Origin of the sequence: Aerococcus urinaeequi, from assembly GCF_001543205.1 — a bacterium.
In the GTDB taxonomy this organism is placed as follows: Bacteria; Bacillota; Bacilli; order Lactobacillales; family Aerococcaceae; genus Aerococcus; species Aerococcus urinaeequi.
Map to the genome: position 1 here is coordinate 798880 of NZ_CP014162.1, position 17447 is coordinate 816326.

The following is a 17447-nucleotide window of genomic DNA, read 5'->3' on the forward strand; positions in this document are numbered from 1 at the left end:
AGCAGTTGCCGCATATGAAATTGTTGACTTACTAAAGACGCTCAATGTGCTACGTCAATTTAAATCTAAACAATAAGTTTGAATTTGATAGATTTTGATAAAAATTGCAAATAATTTTATATCATTTTAGACCCTATATGTGAAACTTAACAAACTTCCACAGCAATTATAGATATAAAAAATAGGCCGAGACTAACCATCTCGGCCTATTCGCTTGCTTATATAAATGTAGCCATTATATTATGAATTTGTTGAGATGAAGTAGATCAAGGTTTGTAGTTCATTCGTGAAGTCTACATCTTGCACCCGAATGCTATCCGGTACATCTAACCTCACTGGCGTAAAATTCAAAATACCTTTGATACCCGCTTGTTCTAACGATGGTATCATATCTTGAGCAACTGCCTCAGGTACTGAGAGAATAACCACTTCAATATCCATTAATTTTAATTGTTCAGTTAAATCCTTCATATCATAAACAGGTACACCATTGTGGACCGTACCAATGATATCCTGATTGATATCGAAGGCAGCACCAATTCGAATATTGTTTGATTTTTTGAAGTTGTAATTTAATAAAGCATTACCAAGATTACCAACACCAACTAGTGCTACTGTTGTTAAACGGTCTTGGCTTAATGTCTTACCAAAGAAATCTAATAAAGCATCAATATCATAGCCGTATCCACGTTTACCTAAAGCACCAAAGTATGAAAAGTCACGTCTAATCGTTGCACTTTCAACTTTTACTGCTTCACTTAATTCTGTTGAAGAAACACGTGTTTTCCCCATATTTTTGAATACACGCAGGTAGCGATGGTATAGTGGTAATCTTCTGGCTGTTGCTTTGGGTATTTTACGCATGTTCAGTCCTCTTTCCTATTTTAGAAAATAATTTCTTAAACAGTATAACAAGTTTGTGAAATTAACACAAGGGTTATTACTTTGTTAATTTTGAACTATGTTAAAAAATGCAATATTTACTAAAACGTTTCCAGTAAATGCCCAAATTTTTTTGTGGTAAAATGATAAAGACTATCAAATGAAAGGATCATGCCTACTATGATCATATTACAAGGTTCAAATCTAGCTCGACGCTATGGCGTTGAAGTTATATTTGAAAACGTACAAATAACTATCCAACACAACAGCCGCATTGCACTAGTTGGCCGTAATGGTGCCGGTAAGTCGACACTATTAAAAATGTTAGCCAATATTGAAGCACCTGATAACGGTCAAGTTTCCTTAACTAAAGGAACAACCATCGCCTATATGGACCAACACACAGCCGTCTCTGGTGATCGAACAATTTATGAAGAAATGGTTTCCGTATTTGAACCTGTAATCAAATTAATAAAGGAATCAGAAATCGCTGCGCTTGCCTTAGCAGATGAAGAACTTATGCAAGATACAGAGGCATATGAAGTTGCGCTCAATCGCTATGACAAACTTCAAGAAGACTTGATTCGCTTTAATGCGTACGGATACGAATCTGAAATCCGCATGGTATTACACGGTTTCCAATTTTTTGACGAAGACTATAGCCGTAAGATTTCAACACTTTCTGGAGGTCAACGAACGCGTCTTGCTTTAGCGAAAATCCTACTCGAGAAAAAAGATTTACTCATTCTAGATGAGCCAACCAACCACCTAGATATCGAGACTTTGACTTGGCTTGAAAACTATCTACCAAAGTATCCTGGTGCCTTATTAATCGTATCCCATGACCGGTATTTTTTAGATGCCGTTACCAATGAGACTTATGAAATGGCGCACCAAGGTATCCATTATTATAAAGGGAATTATTCATTCTACCTGAAAGAACGGGCACAGCGTCTCACCATGCAAATGAAAGCTTACGAAAAGCAGCAAGAAGAGATCGCCAAATTAGAAGACTATGTAGCACGTAATATTGTGCGCGCCTCAACGACAAAAATGGCACAGTCACGTCGTAAGCAATTAGAGAAAATGACCAAAATTGAAAAGCCATTAAACGATGAAAAATCCGCACGCATTCAGTTCTCCGTTGCTGAAAGTTCTGGGAATGATGTTTTACAAACCAATAACTTAGCCGTCGGGTATAGTCCAGATAAAGTTTTGGCTGAACCTATCTCATTCCAGCTACGCAAGCAGGAAGCAATTGCAATTGTTGGACCAAATGGTGTAGGTAAATCAACCTTACTCAAAACAATTATTAAACAAATTCCAGCTATACGCGGCACTATCGAATATGGCGCTCACTTACAAATTGGTTACTATGACCAAGAATTAGGTAATTTAAATTCAAAAAAAGATGTACTTCACGAGTTATGGGACGAACATCCATCCATGATGGAACGAGATGTTCGCACTATTCTTGGCTCCTTCTTATTTACTGGAAATGATGTGACCAAGTCTGTAGCAACACTTTCTGGTGGGGAAAAAGCCCGACTTGAATTGGCGAAACTCGCTTTGGAACATGATAATTTCCTGATTCTCGATGAACCAACCAACCATTTGGATATTGATTCTAAAGAAGTATTAGAGAATGCCTTGATCGAATATGATGGTACCCTATTATTTGTCAGCCATGATAGGTACTTCATCAACCGGATTGCTACCTCTGTTTTAGAAATTAATCCTGATGGTTCCACGCTTTATCTTGGTGACTATGATTATTATGTGGCTAAAAAAGCGTCAGAAGAAGAACGTCTTGCTTTACTAGCAGCTGAAAACAACGACGAAAAGGTAGAAAAAACAACTACTCAACCCACTTCCGAGACGAAACAGGCTTTTCAACTATCTAAAGAGAAACAAAGAGAACAACGAAAATTACAGCGTGAAATTACCCAACATGAAGAGGCAATGGCTGATTTAGAAGGCAAAATTGAAGAAATCCAATTGGATATGACAAAACCTGAATTTCTTGATGATTTTGAGAAATTAAACGAATTAAATCAATCCCTTCAAGAAGCAGAAAAAGCCTTAGACCAAGTGATGACCGCTTGGGAAGAAGCTGCAACGAAATTAGAAAACTTATAAAAGCAAAAACAAGGTAAGCCCTTTAATGAAAATATGGCTTACCTTGTTTTTTTATCAACTATACCAAATAGCTGTTATTTTAAAAATACCGCATCATCTACTTGGTATTCATCTCCTTCTACCCCTTTTCGAACGTCATCAATTCTCGTTTTGGTTGCTTGACGAAAGAAGGCCAAGTCGTTCAATACCGTGACGAATTGGAATCCTTGTTCAATTCGGTTGATTGCATCTTGTGCATTAGCTGTAAAGATGCCTGGAATTTTACCTGCTTCTTTACATGCTTTAAGGACTTTTTGGATATTGGCTTCAAGTTCTGGACTTGTTGATGGGTCTTCAACACCCATGGCATGCGCTAGGTCAAGACGACCGATGTACACACAGTCAATTCCTTCAACACTCACGATTTCTTCAACGTTTTCAACCGCTTCTGGGGTCTCACATTGCACAATGACCATGGATTTTTCGTCTACTTCACCCTTGTTATAGTTTTCATAGGCACCCCAAAGTGGCCCACGCCCAATCCCTTTACCGCGGATACCGATAGGTGGCATTTTAGTATTTTGAATCACGAATTCCGCTTGTGCTTTGGTGTTGACCATTGGAATCATCAATCCATGCAAACCGATATCCAACATTCGACCCATCATTGGACCGTCTTCAGGATTGTAAACACGGGCATATGGGGCAGTACCGTATAATTCGGCTGCACGCACCATGTCTAAGGCTGTTTCTAAGCTTGTTTGAGCATGTTCGAAGTCAATCATAGCAAAGTCGAAGCCATTGACCCCTAAAATTTCCGTATTTAACGAAGAGCTTGATGCCACAAAAGCACCGATAGCATAGCCTTTTTCAGCAATTTTTTCTTTTACAAGGTTGCGCATTTCCATTTATATCATCCTTTTCCCGTCTTTAGTCCTATTCAAATCAGTCCTAATGTCTCTATTTCTAATTAGTCAATTATGTTAAAGCCTTGGTAGCCTTGTTCTTTCAAGAATTGGCTGTAAGCTTCGTTGTAGTCTTCACGCGCTGGGGCGAAGATATCCACGTTCACCACTGTTTCTGGCGAATCGTACACATGAATGTAATGTTCAACACCCTTCGGCACAACTACCCATGAGCCTGCTGTCATGCGGAATGGCTCACCGTCAACGTAATAGTCACATTCACCTTGTAAGATCCAAGCGATTTGTTGGTGATCATCATGCGTATGTGGGCGTAAGTCGTTGCCATTATCTACTCGGTTAACTGTTACATTGACGCCATCACCTGACATGGCGAACACGGCTTGATCGATTCCAGGGCGTAATGGACGGTAGGGAATTTCATTGATGTTTCCAAAATCTACATTTTCTAGTGCCATGATGCATTCCTCCAATATTGATACTTTGTTTTTATTAAAACTTTATGAGTTTTTCGATTGGTGTCACCTTACCATCTCATTTTATTAAAAGCAACAAGAGAAAGTATTTGCCAACGAATCCTTTTGATATTGTCCTAAGGATCTCTGAAAAAATGGGTGACCAACTTTTTCTAGCCTTCTTATGAAGGAATTGACATCTTTTGGTCAAATTTAGGGGCATATTTTGTCAAAATAAGCATCTTTCAAAATGTACAATTTTTGTTTTCAACTCGTTTTCAGCTGACAAAGTGGTTCAGCTCACCCTCATAAATCTCATCATTGTCTCATTTACAAAAATATTACAATTGACCGAATCCCTTGATACATATAAGATTAACCAATTTTTATGTTTCAAAAATGACATTAAATTAAAAATAAATGTGGGAAAGACTTGTTAAAATGAAAATATGATGATAAGATAGCACTAACTTAAACCAAAGGAGTGAGACCAATATGGCAATGCATACAGATTTTACAAATATGACCAACACCTCTTGGTCAATGACCTCTACTGATCACCAGACACATACATCTTTATTATTATTATTAGCTAACTAGGATTGTTCCAACATATGGAAGAGTCCTATTTCTCGTGAATGCGGGCTCTTAGCTAGTAAGACTGCGGGCCGCATAAAAGGTTCGCAGTCTTTTTTGTTTCTGATGATCGGCTTTTAAGTGAATTTGATTAATATGACTCACAATATCTGGTTCCAAAAGTCAGAATTATCCGACGCTTCCCAAAATACTCTAATTACCTACAGTAATAGTTCTACTCTTGGTCTAGCGCGTATATTCTAAGCGACTTTTGTCTCACCTCAACTTAACCCTCGAAAGGAGTTTTTCAAATGCAAGATGTCGTAATCGTAGCTGCACAAAGAACCCCCATCGGATCATTCGGTGGCGTATTTAAAAATATTTCCGCTGTTGACTTAGGTAAGGTAGCCGTTCAAGGTGCCATGGCTAAGGCCAACATTGATCCAACCCTAGTAGATGAGGTCATCTTCGGTAACGTCTTAAGCGCAGGTTTAGGTCAAAACGTGGCCCGTCAGGTTGCAGTTGCCGCCGGAATACCTGTAGAAAAACCAGCTTTCGCTGTCAATAAGGTTTGCGGTTCAGGTTTGAAAGCTGTCGCCCTTGCCGCTCAAAGTATTATGGTGGGCGAATCGGACGTCGTGGTTGCTGGCGGGACCGAAAATATGAGCCAAGCGCCTTACATTGTTGAAGATGCACGTTGGGGTATGCGAATGGGCGACCAGAAAGTGGTCGACACCATGATTAAAGACGGTTTAACCGACGCCTTCAATAACTACCATATGGGCATTACCGCAGAAAACATTGTTGAAAAATATGGATTCACTAGAGAAGATCAAGATGCCCTAGCCGCTTCCAGCCAACAAAAAGCGGAAGCCGCCATCAATGACAATAAATTCAAAGATGAAATTACACCCGTTGCTGTGCCTCAAAGACGCGGCGACGATATCCAAATCGAAGCGGATGAATATCCAAGAGCTGGTGTTACCCAAGAATCATTAGCCAAATTAAGACCAGCATTCAAACGTGACGGTGGAACGGTTACAGCAGCTAACTCTTCAGGTATTAACGACGGTGCAGCAGCTATCGTTTTGATGTCAAAAGAAAAAGCTGAAGCTATCGGTGCTAAACCACTGGCAACGATTAAAGCTTTCGCAAGTGCCGGTGTTGATCCATCAATCATGGGAACTGGTCCAATTCCAGCAACCAAAAAGGCCCTAGCTAAAGCCCAATTAACAATAAAAGACATAGACTTAATCGAAGCCAATGAAGCCTTTGCAGCTCAAGCCTTATGTGTATTACAAGACCTAGATGCAGACATGGAGAAAGTCAATGTGAATGGTGGGGCTATCGCCTTAGGTCACCCAATCGGTGCATCCGGCGCTCGCATCTTAGTCACCCTGGTTCATGAAATGATTAAACGACAATCTCAATATGGTCTAGCTACCTTGTGTATCGGGGGTGGCCAAGGAATATCGATGATTATCGAAGGTAACTATTAATTGGCTGTGACACCAGCTAAGGGCTAAACCCCTTTTGACAATTGAAAAATGAGTCGTATTTAAAAACTGATAACCAGCTAATAGCTAAAGCACATATATAAAGGAGATTTTTATAATGATTGATACATATACTTTCCACGAAATGAAACTATCTTGGTTGAACGGCGCAATGATTGGTACAGATGGCGGCACGATTTTCGGCCCAGTACCAAGAACACTTTGGGGTCGCTACTATCCTTATAATGACAAAAACCAAGTAGCTGAGGTTTGTGACCCGATTGTCATCCAATACCAAGGGAAAAACTACATCATTGATGCTTCCTTTAACTTGGATAAATTCAATGAAAAAGGGAAACGAAATGTTGGGCTACAACAAGAAGGTAGCATCCAAGAAGACTTTGAAACACTGGGGATTACACCTGAAGATATTGACGTCGTGATGATGACTCATATGCATAACGACCACGCTAGCGGTTTGACTTACTTTGAAGATGATCAATGGCAATCAACCTTCCCTAATGCCACGATTTATATCTCTGATATCGAGTGGGATGCGGTAAAACATCCGAATGCACGGACTAAAAATACTTATCCGAAAGAAAACTGGGAAGCAATCCAAGGGCAAGTAGAAACCTTTACGGATAGCATTACGATTGCTGAAGGGATTACCATGGAAGTTACAGGTGGTCACAGCCCAGGTCATACGATTATTCGTCTTGAACAAGCTGGCGAAACCATGCTACATATGGCGGATATCCTACTTACTTTCGTCCACACAAACCCACTTTGGGTCGGCGGTCTAGACGATTACCCAATGGATTCGATTTCAGCCAAACAAGACTTGATGCCAGAAGCCCTAGCCAACAACTACCGCTTTATCTTCTACCATGACCCATACTACCGCGTGGTTGAATATACTGAAGACGGGAAAAACATCCAATACGCTATGAAGTCGTCGCGCGATGTCTTTATCCCATTCACTGACCAACAAGACCGTGTCCCAAAACAAGTTGAAGCAGCCGTTGCGAAGTAAGCAATAAGTCTCTTCGTTAATTGAATATGAAATACCGACAAGTTTCCTTCTATATAAGGTGTCAATCAAATGACCTATTATATAGAAGAAACTTGTTATTTTTTTGAAAAGACCACAAAAAAACCAGCTAGTAAAGGTTTCAGGAACCCCACTAGCTGGTTATCTTTTGCTTTATTCGACTACTTCAAAGGTAATGTCATCCATGGTATCGAATTTCACTTCGACCTTATCGCCAATTTCAATCTTGTTGGCCTTGGTCATTCCACCGGTCATAATTGGCACGCCGGCCTCTAATTTCACACCCCGCTTATACAAGGCATTGGCTAGGAAGACCACCGCATTGGCTGGATGGTTGGCTACATCCTTCCCGACCCCTTCATCAATCTTCTCACCATTGATATAAACGACAGCCTTCTCATTCAAGATATCCACTTGGTCTAAGCTGAAGTGGGTATTTGAGTAAACAGCCCCCTGGCAAGAAGTGTTGTCAGCAACCACATCTTCCAAGGAGAAGCGGAAACCGTGATAGCGAGAGTCTACTATTTCAACAGAAGAATAGACATAGTCAATCTTATCCATGACCTCTTCAAAAGTCACATTCTCTTGGTAGATATCCTCCTTCAAGACAATGGTCACTTCCGGCTCAATACGCGGGTGAATAAACCGTTCCATCGACAAAGGCTCGCCGTCATAAGAAATCATATACTCAAAGATGTGGGCATAAACCGGCTGATCAATATTCAACTGTTTAATCTTAGCCGGTGACGTCAAACCAATCTTATAAGCTGCCGTCTTCCCGTCCGTTTCTTTCTTCAAAGCCACGACCAAATCCTGAATATCGTAGGCCTCCTGCTCATCGAAGGAAACATTAAACACCTCCGTCACATTATCAATCGCCGTCTTATTCTTCTCCGCATCATACAAATACTGCGCAATCTCCTGCATCTTCGACTCTTCCATACCTGTCAGCTCCTTTTAATTCATTAAGAAATAATGATAAATATTAACCCCATTGTATCAAAACTGACAGATAAAGCAATCCACACTCTCATATATTTTTAATAAAAAAAGGGCATCCGCCCCGATTGCTGGCAAACACCCTAAATCACTTCATCAATAAAATCACGAAACTTTAGTCTTCCAAGCTGATAATGATTTTACCTAAGTTTTTATTGGCTTCCATATATTCATGGGCCTCTGGCAAGCGGTCAAAAGCCATGACTGTGTCAATCACTGGTTGAATAGTACCGTCTGCAATTAAAGGCACGACTTCTTTATTGACGTCTGCTACGAGGCGGGCCTTGTAGTCGTCTGACCGTGGTGACAGCAAGGTGCCTTGGAGCTTCACCCGCTTAAAGAGCAATTGCCCCATATCAAAGTCCGGGACCACTGTACCCCCAAGAACCCCAATTAAAACCCAGCGACCGTCTTGGCCGATAGCGGACGCATTTTTATTAGCATAGGACGCCCCAATGAAATCTAGAATGACATCGACACCCCTTTTGTCAGTGGCTTCAGAAATCACGTCGGCGAAATTTTCTTCCTTATAATTGATGGTGTTTTGAGCGCCTAACTCTTTAGCTAGGTCTAGTTTATCTTGACGGCCTGCAGTGGCAAAGATTTCTGCCTTGGACAGGTGGTTGGCCAATTGGATGGCCGCCGTCCCAACGCCAGAACCCGCTGCATGGACAAGGATCCGCTCACCCTGATGCAAATCGCCGATCCAATACATGGTCTGGTAGGCGGTCATGAAGGCTTCTGGAATGGCGGCAGCTATTGTGAATGGCGTGTCTTTAGGGAAAACCATGGCACGACTGAGGGGGATGCGGGCGTATTCGGCATAGGCTCCGTGGGTAATAATCCCCGCTACATGGTCTCCAATAGCAACATGACTGGATTCCGTCCCGTCTGTATGAATATCTACCACTTCACCAGCAATCTCAATCCCAATCACCCGGTCTTCAAGGCTGGCATCCGGCTTCAAACTGTTCCTAGACATGACATCATGGCGGTTCATCCCAATTGCCTTGATCTTGACTAGAGCCTCACCCGCTTGTGCTGTCGGCCTGTCGATTTCTTGCAGTTCAAAATTTTCTGGGCCACCTGCTTGATTGAGTATCCAAGCTTTCATCCAATCCACTCCTTTTGTATGTGTGTTCGTCCCCTTCATGATAAACCATTTGCGGACAATTGATAAGTAAAGCAGTTTTCTACTATATAAAAGCGTCAACTTCACTTACCTTAAAAATTCGATCTAGCATCTCTCTATTCGGAAATATTTCTATTAATTTGAATATTTTAAGTACAATAGCGAAATTATAACCTATAACACATGTGTTGTTGATGCTATTTTTAATGGAACAGCTGAGTCAGGTTTTGTAACTAAAGCATGGTTAGATGCAGGTACATGTAACTTTTACGTGAAAGATACGCCAATCGAAAAGGTGTCTGATTTAGCTGGGAAGAAAATTCGTGTCTAACAATTATCAACCAATGTGACCATGATGAAATTACTTGGCGGTTCTGCTACAGCTACGGACTTTAGTGAAGTCTATACAGTCATCCAATCTGTCGTTATCGATAGTGTTGAAAATAACGAATTATCCCTAACGGAAGTTGGATTGTTATCCATTACTTACATTTCAGCCATCTCCATGTGGTTGCCGACATTAGTAAGATTGGTTTGATAGCATTTAATTAATCCTTGAAAAATGACTACTGCACTTTAATTTAATCAGAACCGGATAGCCAGTCCTCTCATTGAGCTACTTCAAGCTGTCATGTGAACACTCGTTATCCGGTTTTTGATCTTTCTTTATACGTAAGCCAAAGACCGTAGACTTCAATTGAAATCAACTTGAAGTCTACGGTCTTTTAGGTTTATTATGTTTTAATTTTTGTGATTAACGTTACTTACCCACCCAATTGCATCTTTAGGTGGTTTATTCTCATCTATCCAAATAAATTCAAAATAAATAACTTTGGGATTCTTTTCGTATTTTGATAAACGAACTGCATTAATGCCTAATTCATTTAAACGTTTATCTGTTAATGGTTCATATTCATCTAATTGAAATACTTCTCTTAAAATCCACTCACCAAGAATACCTTGATTAGCTATTGATTGAATACTTTTCCCGTTGTCTTGATTAATATAGGCTTCAATTTGATTACCACTCGGTAGAAATTCCAAAGTAAAAGTTCTCTCTTCCTTTGGCAAAGCTAATTTACTTGAATTACCTTTAAATGTCCCAATAGACTTACCGAAGAAATCAGGATTCTCAAGATGGAAAGTTTTTGAATTTGGAATTGGAATATACATCTCACTTACTGGACGATATACGATTGAAAAAATGTCTTTCTTTAGTTCGTCATTTCCTAAGTGAATAACCAAATCTTTTAAATCAGACCGTTTCTTTTTCATTTCGGCCTTTTCATCTGCCGTTTTATGGTCTGACAATAGAATAAATTCTAGCGCCCGGCGAATAAAATTCAATTCAGTTATAGGGATGTTACCTTGGAATTTTTGAATAAGTTTTTCAATTCTATGTTCTCTATAGTTATCTTGCTTACTCATTTTTGGCCCACCATCAAAGGCGTTGTAACCAGAATTTTCTTCAACTTTACCATTCATATTTGGAATCATCCACGAAACTGATTCTGTTGGTTGAACGTCAACTTCTTCTTCAAAAGCATACATATGCAAATTTTGAAAGAATTTAAAAGCATTATCTACATACTCAACATCCCAGGAATCTACAACTATTTCACGATTATTGAAAGCCATCAATAGTTGAGAGTCTGCAGAAGTATATTTATACACATGAATACCATCTGTAAACTTAAAATTTTGTGGTTTGTTCATAGGATCTAAAATTTTTATATTTTCTATATCAATGGGCGCATAATTAGTTTCACCCACATAAATTTTAGGCGTAGTCCCTTTTTTAGTTGGCATTAGGACATGATATATCATTTCTATATCATCGGCGCTCCCATCGAAACCTTTTGCTAGGGCTTTAGATGAGGCAATACGATCATTTCTTACTTCAGCAATTTTTTGGGCTAATGCTAAATAGTGTTCTTCATAGTTTTTAGGATCAACGTCATTATCGCTGTCTTCTCTAGGTATATATCTTAAATTAGCTATCGCTTTATTAATTAAGCTATCCCAATTATCTTCACGACTAATCGCTTTAAATTGAGCAATTTTTTGATCTCCCGAGGTAATACCAAAGGACTTTATACCTACTAGAAATTTCTGACCATCAGACAAATTTATTGAAGCATCAAAACTAGTGTTTGCAATATCTTCTGCAACTGCATTGAAAGCTTTTTGAAATGCGGTTTCTTGAAACTTAGAATTCACTATCGGGGCCACTGCTTCTTCATCGCTTGCTTTTTGAGAAAAAGCTTCACTCAGACTAGCAAAATTGGTCATCAATAGTCTGTAATTATCTTTATCATTGTCGTTCAATAATTCCCACATATTCGTCTCCTCATAAGCCTTAACCATCCAATATCTACAAAACACTAATTTCCAAATTTGAATTAGTATGAAATATTACTCATAACTATAGAAAACCATATTTTTATTTTTTTGGACTTGTCGTAAATAGTCTTCATGTCCTAGAAACTCAATTTCATTTTCAGAAGCAAATTGTTCTAACGCTTCAATACTATCCACTGTTTTAATTAATTCTGATTGTCCCGAGAAACGACCATTCATGCACGTATACATGATAGAGTATAAACCTTCTTGGCTAATATTCGATTCCTGCACTTCATCTGCATAAGTTAGTGCTGAATCAATGTTATTCGCAATTCTTTCAATTACAGGAACAACAACACTATTTCCAGCTTGTTTATATAATTGCCCATTTGATATTTCAGGTAACTTAAATGATTCAGGGAATCCTTGAACATTAAATGTTTCCTTTGGCGTTAACTTTCTGATTCGACCATCATCTGTCAGTATTAAAGGAACGTTATGTCCCCCAGTACCCATATTGGCAGTTAGCGTTGGTACTACACCAGATTTATTTTCCCGAACGTATTGTCTCCGCCACTGGTAGACAGTATCCTGCGAAACTACTTTTGGTGCTAACTCATCCCAAAACGGTGTTTTTTCTTCAGAATAATAATAACGCTCTTCCGTCTCAAGCGCGAAATCAATGACGGAATCTAACCCCCGTTCCAAATCAATTTTTTCCGGAAATTCGAAATGATCATATGCAGCTTTTGATTTGAACCCAACCACATAGATACGTTCCCTATTTTGAGGGATATTTCCATAGTCTTTACCATTCAATACCTTCCACTTAATGTTGTAACCACTCATCACAAGTGCTTCACGAATGACCTTGAAAGTATTCCCATGATCATGCGAGACCATGTTTTTAACATTCTCAATCATTACAGCTTCCGGCTGTTTTTCTTTAATGACTTTTAGCAATTCAAAGAATAAATCACCACGTTCATCCTCAAAACCTTTTCGATATCCCGCGATAGAAAAAGCTTGGCAAGGAAATCCTCCAACCACTATATCAGCATTCGGAACATCGTCCAAATTTTCGGTAACATCATGTATATCTCGACTATCCAGATTTACATTTGGATAATTCTCTTTATAAGTAATCGTTGCATTTTTATCAAATTCATTTGCGTACACCACTCTGAACTTGCCAGTATTTTCAAAACCTAGCTCAATTCCTCCTACACCAGAGAAAAAAGCGTCAATTGTACGCTTACCCTGTGTTGAAGAACTTACAGAATTTGTCATGTAGCTCACCCATTTCTATTTTATATGTTTTAATTATAGCACATACGTTCGGTATAAACTGCCCAAAATAAAAAACTTCTCAAAGAATCTACTTTGAGAAGTTTGATTTCAAATAATTACTTTTAACTTTAATTTAAGTAGCCGATACTTGTATTTCATGAGTTGTTACAAATGTTACTTTGCTACTTTCTGTTAAATACTTATCTTTAATTTCACTAATTTGTGCAAAAATTTGTTCTAATACTTGAACTACAATACTGTTCCCTGCCAACTGAATCAATTTCGCTTGATTTAACATATTTCTATTTGAACGAACTTTGAAATTACTTTCCATCATTCTATCGTATTTGTCTTCATCAAATCCCATCAATAGGAAACACTCTCTCGCGGTTAGGTTTCTATAATTATGATTGACATCGGTTAACTTTTCATCGCCATATGCCACAATCCCTGAATTGGGATTTCTATCCTGCTTTGTTGTTACAGTTCTAGCCCAGATTCCAGATTTCGCCCTTGAACCAATAGCTAATATTGGATTTTGCTCATATATTTTCTGTCTTGAAGGCGTAAAAATCGGCGTACTTTGGATAGCTTCGTTGCGATAAACTGGATTTGAATAGTCTAAACGTAGGTAGTCGCTCATTGGTCGAAGGCTGCTAAAGTCTACTTTAACTTCTTCGAGATTATTATCTTCAAAATACTGAGTGATTGCTTTCGCATTCATAGAATCATGAGCTAATACACTTATCATATAAGTTCTCACTCTTGATTGGGGCACATTGAAATTACGAGCATCTAAAGTATATACTTGATTCACATATCCAAGACCTTCAAGAAAGTTTTGCCATTCTCTAAAGTTACCTATATGTTTAGATGATAATATATTACTTACATTCTCCATTAATAAAAATGATGGTAAGTCTTTCTCAACTTCAACATATTCCTTCAGCAGTCGCTCAACTTCCCATAATAGTGTGGATCTATTATTAGCATCTCTATCTATCCCACCTGAATTATGGTGCCAATGTCCACTTATAGATAAATCTTGGCAGGGGAAAGAATAAGTTAATACATCTGCATCAGGTAGCTGTTCTCCATGAACCTTTGTAATATCTACCAAATTATTATTTCTTTCTATTGCACATAAAACAGCTTTCAAGTGTTGCACACTCATTGAACTTAACGCTCTATCCGTTATAGGTTCTTTACCATCGTTTGACAAACTATATTCTCTCAATTTCTCAATAAGCGATTCTCGATTATGGAATCTATATGGTGATAAGTCTTGTGGTCCGTTATGCAAAATGTCGTAAGCAAATATAGCACCAATTTCCCATTCTAAAGTGGCAACTATATCAAAATCTATTCCTAAATTTTCTAAGGCTTGAGATTGACTTCCGATTCCTGCAAACGACTCTATTACTTTTAGCAAATTATCACCTCTTTTTCTTTCTATATTTTACAATCTATTTTACATTTCCATCAAATAAGTAGTCTTATCAATCCGCTCAAATTTGACCGTTGATAGATTATTCTTTTCAATATCAGCCCTAGTAATTGGTCTATGGTCTGTGATATCCATATGCTCTCTAACGTAGTCATAAAATTCTTCATCGATTAAAGATAGCTCGTTTTTATTTATACCTGTTAGACGCGCTTGATAAACTTTACTATTATCTGCATAAATCTCAAAAATATTATCTTCAGGAAATACCTTATAAAAAGGTAACCCTTGGTTCTCTAGCAATACAGATTGCTTTCCTTGAAAAATAGCATTTATACCTGTGTTTTGCCATTTACTTACACTAATCCCCATAATATTTACATAAAACGTATCATAGTAATCAAGGTCCTTTTGGCCTCTTAAAATAGCCAAATGTTTTTGATGAAAGAAAGTCATAGTATCTTCATCTAACTGATTAGATTTGTTATCCCGTTTACTTTCCGAATAGCTTTTACCTGTACTTTTTTTACTTTGAGAGGGTACTTCAGAACCATCTCCTTTTTCATTTCTACTAAGGGATAATACGTCTGCATTTCTAGTTAACTGGGACGTTAATTCTTTCTCTCTATCATCTTCGAAAAGTGGAATATTACTAAGAACATTAAAATCTGTGCACTTTAACGATAACTGAGCAATCTGCTCGAATAATTTATCATTTTTATTGGTATTTATTTTAGTTAGCAACTCTCGTTGTTTAATAAATCCATTTTCTGAAAAATTTGCGGACCCAACATAGGTGTTTATTTCATTATTACTACTAAATTCATATAATTTTATATGAGTTGGAATGCCCTTTACTTGGTAGTACACTGAAATAAGTTTATCCTCACTTAACACTTTAAAGTTATTGTGATTTTGATAGCTTATTCCTTCTTTTGCCATTCCTATAAATACCTCAATTTCAAGATTCGGAAAATCTTGACTTACACGATATAAAAAGCCACTAGAAACGTACCCACTAATAATTCTTAATTTAGCAGCTTTCTGTCCTTCTTTTCTAATAATCCTTTGATACAAATTACTGGTTATCATTTAAGGTCACCAACCGATATAAATCACTGACATAATGTTGTATTCCTCCATCAACCAGTTCCGGCGTAATGGTAGGAAGTTTTGCGATATTTAATTTAAGCACCCTTCGAAACATATTTCTAGTTGAATCATTATGAGTCGAATATTGGAGCATAATCTCTCGATATAAATCAATATTATATCCTATTCCTGGTCGTTCAAGTAATTGTGCTATGGTATCAGTTGTATTAGATTTTAACAACTCGTAAGTTGACTTAACGTCACCTGTCCAAGAAAGATGAATGTACCACCATATTGTTTTTAACCAAATTCTACGGTGGGATTTGAAATACCTGTCTTCATTTAACCCCCAACGTGCGTGCACTACATCGGGAATCAAACGAATCGAAAGAAACCTCCAAATATTATCATCAGTTGCCACCCTATTCGTAAAGCCAATTTTTTCATTCAGAATTTCGTAAATCTTTAACCCATATAACAGATCAAATTTATAATCTAATTTGTCAGCATAGTCTAGCTCGTGTCTATCGTAAATAACATCTCGAGCTTCGATTAGCTTTTCCCTCAATTCTAAAAAATCTTCAGATATATTAGTTGCTACATAAAAATTATTACCCAAAGACAGTTTAGTAAAATCTTCTTTAGCTATACCTGGATTATAACGTACATTATCCCAATTAATCATACTATTCTACCTCCGTATCAGGTTCTACATGCCAATACTCCCTCATTGTATTAGCTATGCTTAACAACGAAGTTACATCTATTTCATAAGTTGATACCCAATATTGCACTACCGCTAGAATACTATTTGGTAAAACATCATCGGATTCAACAGAATATCCTTGGCCTATAATCACTTCCTGAATTATGGCAGTCATTGCTTGCACCATTATATCGGTCATCATTAAGCTACTAACCCTTTGTTTACCATTTTTAATAGTATCAAACAGTGGATGTGAAATATTCAACATTAAGTTAACGTTTGAGATGTCGAAAGTATCGATATTAGGTTCAATCCAATATTTTTCAATCTTCCACAATGGACCTTTTTTATCTTCAAATTCACTCATAGGGAATACTGAGCCATCGCCATCCGTTACAATAGTAATAGCATTTAAAAATTCATTATTAAGCACCGTCCCTACAGTTGAAGCTTGTGATGGATTAATTTCTGAAAGTTCAGCTAAATAAATAAAGAAATCTAGATTAACATCTCCACGTAAACTACTTGGCATAAAATTTTCTGAAAAATCGATTGTAAACGGTACACTAGTGTTTGGAATAGCGCTAATTGGTATAGTTTTTTGAAAATTAGATTTTTTCGAATGAATATGCACTGCTAAACCAATTAAATTCTCTTCTAAAGTTAATCCATGAATTCCATATAATTTTGAAGGATTATTGAATACACATTTCTGTTGAATCTCTAGATTGTCTTCTATAGGAGACCATTCACTATCAAATTCATTTATAGTCAAGATGTTGTCAAAATTTTCTTCAACTTCTATATAAATTGTTTCTCCCTGATTAGAGTAAGAAAAAACTGGAGTAGCAAAATGTATACCTACCTCTTCAGCAAGTCGCTCAGTTAATTTACTATATAAAGCTATTTGATTATTTAATTGACTCATTTATACCCT

Annotated in this window: 15 protein-coding genes; 4 read left to right on the plus strand and 11 right to left on the minus strand. The window is 37.7% G+C overall.

Going from position 1 to position 17447, the window contains the following annotated elements; genetic code table 11:
• Nucleotides 1-240 precede the first annotated feature (240 nt).
• Entirely contained in the window at nucleotides 241-864 is a 624-nt protein-coding gene (locus tag AWM74_RS03580; RefSeq protein ID WP_026465220.1) for a redox-sensing transcriptional repressor Rex, read from the minus strand.
• A gap of 198 nt (nucleotides 865-1062) precedes the next feature.
• Here AWM74_RS03580 and AWM74_RS03585 point away from each other — a divergent pair, with 198 nt between their 5' ends.
• Nucleotides 1063-3021, plus strand: coding sequence for an ABC-F family ATP-binding cassette domain-containing protein (locus AWM74_RS03585; RefSeq protein ID WP_026465219.1), 1959 nt, complete (start codon nucleotides 1063-1065; stop codon nucleotides 3019-3021).
• Between the two features lie 74 nt (nucleotides 3022-3095).
• Here AWM74_RS03585 and AWM74_RS03590 read toward each other — a convergent pair whose 3' ends face one another.
• Nucleotides 3096-3908, minus strand: a complete 813-nt coding sequence (locus tag AWM74_RS03590) for an HpcH/HpaI aldolase family protein (protein ID WP_026465218.1) — start codon at nucleotides 3906-3908, stop codon at nucleotides 3096-3098.
• A 62-nt stretch (nucleotides 3909-3970) separates the two neighbouring features.
• Complete coding sequence (locus tag AWM74_RS03595) at nucleotides 3971-4381, minus strand: cupin domain-containing protein (protein ID WP_026465217.1); 411 nt, start codon at nucleotides 4379-4381, stop codon at nucleotides 3971-3973.
• An 884-nt stretch (nucleotides 4382-5265) separates the two neighbouring features.
• Here AWM74_RS03595 and AWM74_RS03600 point away from each other — a divergent pair.
• Together AWM74_RS03600 and AWM74_RS03605 are read left to right on the plus strand one after the other, a co-directional pair.
• Complete coding sequence (locus AWM74_RS03600) at nucleotides 5266-6453, plus strand: acetyl-CoA C-acetyltransferase (protein ID WP_026465216.1); 1188 nt, start codon at nucleotides 5266-5268, stop codon at nucleotides 6451-6453.
• A gap of 115 nt (nucleotides 6454-6568) precedes the next feature.
• Entirely contained in the window at nucleotides 6569-7486 is a 918-nt protein-coding gene (locus AWM74_RS03605; protein ID WP_026465215.1) for an MBL fold metallo-hydrolase, read from the plus strand.
• A 171-nt stretch (nucleotides 7487-7657) separates the two neighbouring features.
• Here the strand turns inward: AWM74_RS03605 and AWM74_RS03610 are convergent, their stop codons facing one another.
• Both AWM74_RS03610 and AWM74_RS03615 read right to left on the minus strand, forming a co-directional pair.
• On the minus strand, nucleotides 7658-8446 hold the full coding sequence (locus AWM74_RS03610) for a 2-keto-4-pentenoate hydratase (RefSeq protein ID WP_026465214.1): 789 nt from the start codon (nucleotides 8444-8446) through the stop codon (nucleotides 7658-7660).
• 172 nt (nucleotides 8447-8618) lie between these two features.
• Nucleotides 8619-9617 (minus strand): NAD(P)H-quinone oxidoreductase, encoded by a 999-nt coding sequence (locus AWM74_RS03615; RefSeq protein ID WP_026465213.1) that lies wholly within the window; start codon nucleotides 9615-9617, stop codon nucleotides 8619-8621.
• A gap of 370 nt (nucleotides 9618-9987) precedes the next feature.
• Here AWM74_RS03615 and AWM74_RS03620 point away from each other — a divergent pair, with 370 nt between their 5' ends.
• Entirely contained in the window at nucleotides 9988-10173 is a 186-nt protein-coding gene (locus tag AWM74_RS03620; RefSeq protein WP_148639032.1) for a hypothetical protein, read from the plus strand.
• Between the two features lie 203 nt (nucleotides 10174-10376).
• Here AWM74_RS03620 and AWM74_RS03625 read toward each other — a convergent pair whose 3' ends face one another.
• From AWM74_RS03625 to AWM74_RS03650, 6 genes are all read right to left on the minus strand, one after another.
• A complete protein-coding gene (locus AWM74_RS03625) occupies nucleotides 10377-11975 on the minus strand; it encodes a hypothetical protein (RefSeq protein WP_026465211.1) in 1599 nt (532 codons plus the stop codon).
• Between the two features lie 75 nt (nucleotides 11976-12050).
• Nucleotides 12051-13268 carry a DNA cytosine methyltransferase gene (locus tag AWM74_RS03630; protein WP_026465210.1) on the minus strand — a complete coding sequence of 406 codons (1218 nt, stop codon included), beginning with the start codon at nucleotides 13266-13268 and terminating at the stop codon, nucleotides 12051-12053.
• 133 nt (nucleotides 13269-13401) lie between these two features.
• A complete protein-coding gene (gene dcm / locus AWM74_RS03635) occupies nucleotides 13402-14700 on the minus strand; it encodes a DNA (cytosine-5-)-methyltransferase (RefSeq protein WP_051218103.1) in 1299 nt (432 codons plus the stop codon).
• Between the two features lie 39 nt (nucleotides 14701-14739).
• Nucleotides 14740-15804, minus strand: coding sequence for a phospholipase D family protein (locus AWM74_RS03640; RefSeq protein ID WP_026465209.1), 1065 nt, complete (start codon nucleotides 15802-15804; stop codon nucleotides 14740-14742).
• The gene (locus tag AWM74_RS03645; protein WP_026465208.1) at nucleotides 15791-16489 is read right to left on the minus strand and encodes a DUF6339 family protein; all 699 of its coding nucleotides are present in this window, start codon (nucleotides 16487-16489) and stop codon (nucleotides 15791-15793) included. Before AWM74_RS03645 ends, AWM74_RS03640 begins: the two co-directional genes overlap by 14 nt.
• A gap of 1 nt (nucleotide 16490) precedes the next feature.
• Complete coding sequence (locus AWM74_RS03650) at nucleotides 16491-17438, minus strand: hypothetical protein (RefSeq protein WP_026465207.1); 948 nt, start codon at nucleotides 17436-17438, stop codon at nucleotides 16491-16493.
• Between the last annotated feature and the right edge of the window lie 9 nt (nucleotides 17439-17447).

What these genes read in the sequence shown, in the direction of transcription:
- AWM74_RS03580 (WP_026465220.1), bottom strand. Translation starts at nt 864, where the DNA reads ATGCGTAAAATACCCAAAGCAACAGCCAGAAGATTACCACTATACCAT.
- AWM74_RS03585 (WP_026465219.1), top strand. Translation starts at nt 1,063, where the DNA reads ATGATCATATTACAAGGTTCAAATCTAGCTCGACGCTATGGCGTTGAA.
- AWM74_RS03590 (WP_026465218.1), bottom strand. Translation starts at nt 3,908, where the DNA reads ATGGAAATGCGCAACCTTGTAAAAGAAAAAATTGCTGAAAAAGGCTAT.
- AWM74_RS03595 (WP_026465217.1), bottom strand. Translation starts at nt 4,381, where the DNA reads ATGGCACTAGAAAATGTAGATTTTGGAAACATCAATGAAATTCCCTAC.
- AWM74_RS03600 (WP_026465216.1), top strand. Translation starts at nt 5,266, where the DNA reads ATGCAAGATGTCGTAATCGTAGCTGCACAAAGAACCCCCATCGGATCA.
- AWM74_RS03605 (WP_026465215.1), top strand. Translation starts at nt 6,569, where the DNA reads ATGATTGATACATATACTTTCCACGAAATGAAACTATCTTGGTTGAAC.
- AWM74_RS03610 (WP_026465214.1), bottom strand. Translation starts at nt 8,446, where the DNA reads ATGGAAGAGTCGAAGATGCAGGAGATTGCGCAGTATTTGTATGATGCG.
- AWM74_RS03615 (WP_026465213.1), bottom strand. Translation starts at nt 9,617, where the DNA reads ATGAAAGCTTGGATACTCAATCAAGCAGGTGGCCCAGAAAATTTTGAA.
- AWM74_RS03620 (WP_148639032.1), top strand. Translation starts at nt 9,988, where the DNA reads ATGATGAAATTACTTGGCGGTTCTGCTACAGCTACGGACTTTAGTGAA.
- AWM74_RS03625 (WP_026465211.1), bottom strand. Translation starts at nt 11,975, where the DNA reads ATGTGGGAATTATTGAACGACAATGATAAAGATAATTACAGACTATTG.
- AWM74_RS03630 (WP_026465210.1), bottom strand. Translation starts at nt 13,268, where the DNA reads ATGACAAATTCTGTAAGTTCTTCAACACAGGGTAAGCGTACAATTGAC.
- AWM74_RS03640 (WP_026465209.1), bottom strand. Translation starts at nt 15,804, where the DNA reads ATGATAACCAGTAATTTGTATCAAAGGATTATTAGAAAAGAAGGACAG.
- AWM74_RS03645 (WP_026465208.1), bottom strand. Translation starts at nt 16,489, where the DNA reads ATGATTAATTGGGATAATGTACGTTATAATCCAGGTATAGCTAAAGAA.
- AWM74_RS03650 (WP_026465207.1), bottom strand. Translation starts at nt 17,438, where the DNA reads ATGAGTCAATTAAATAATCAAATAGCTTTATATAGTAAATTAACTGAG.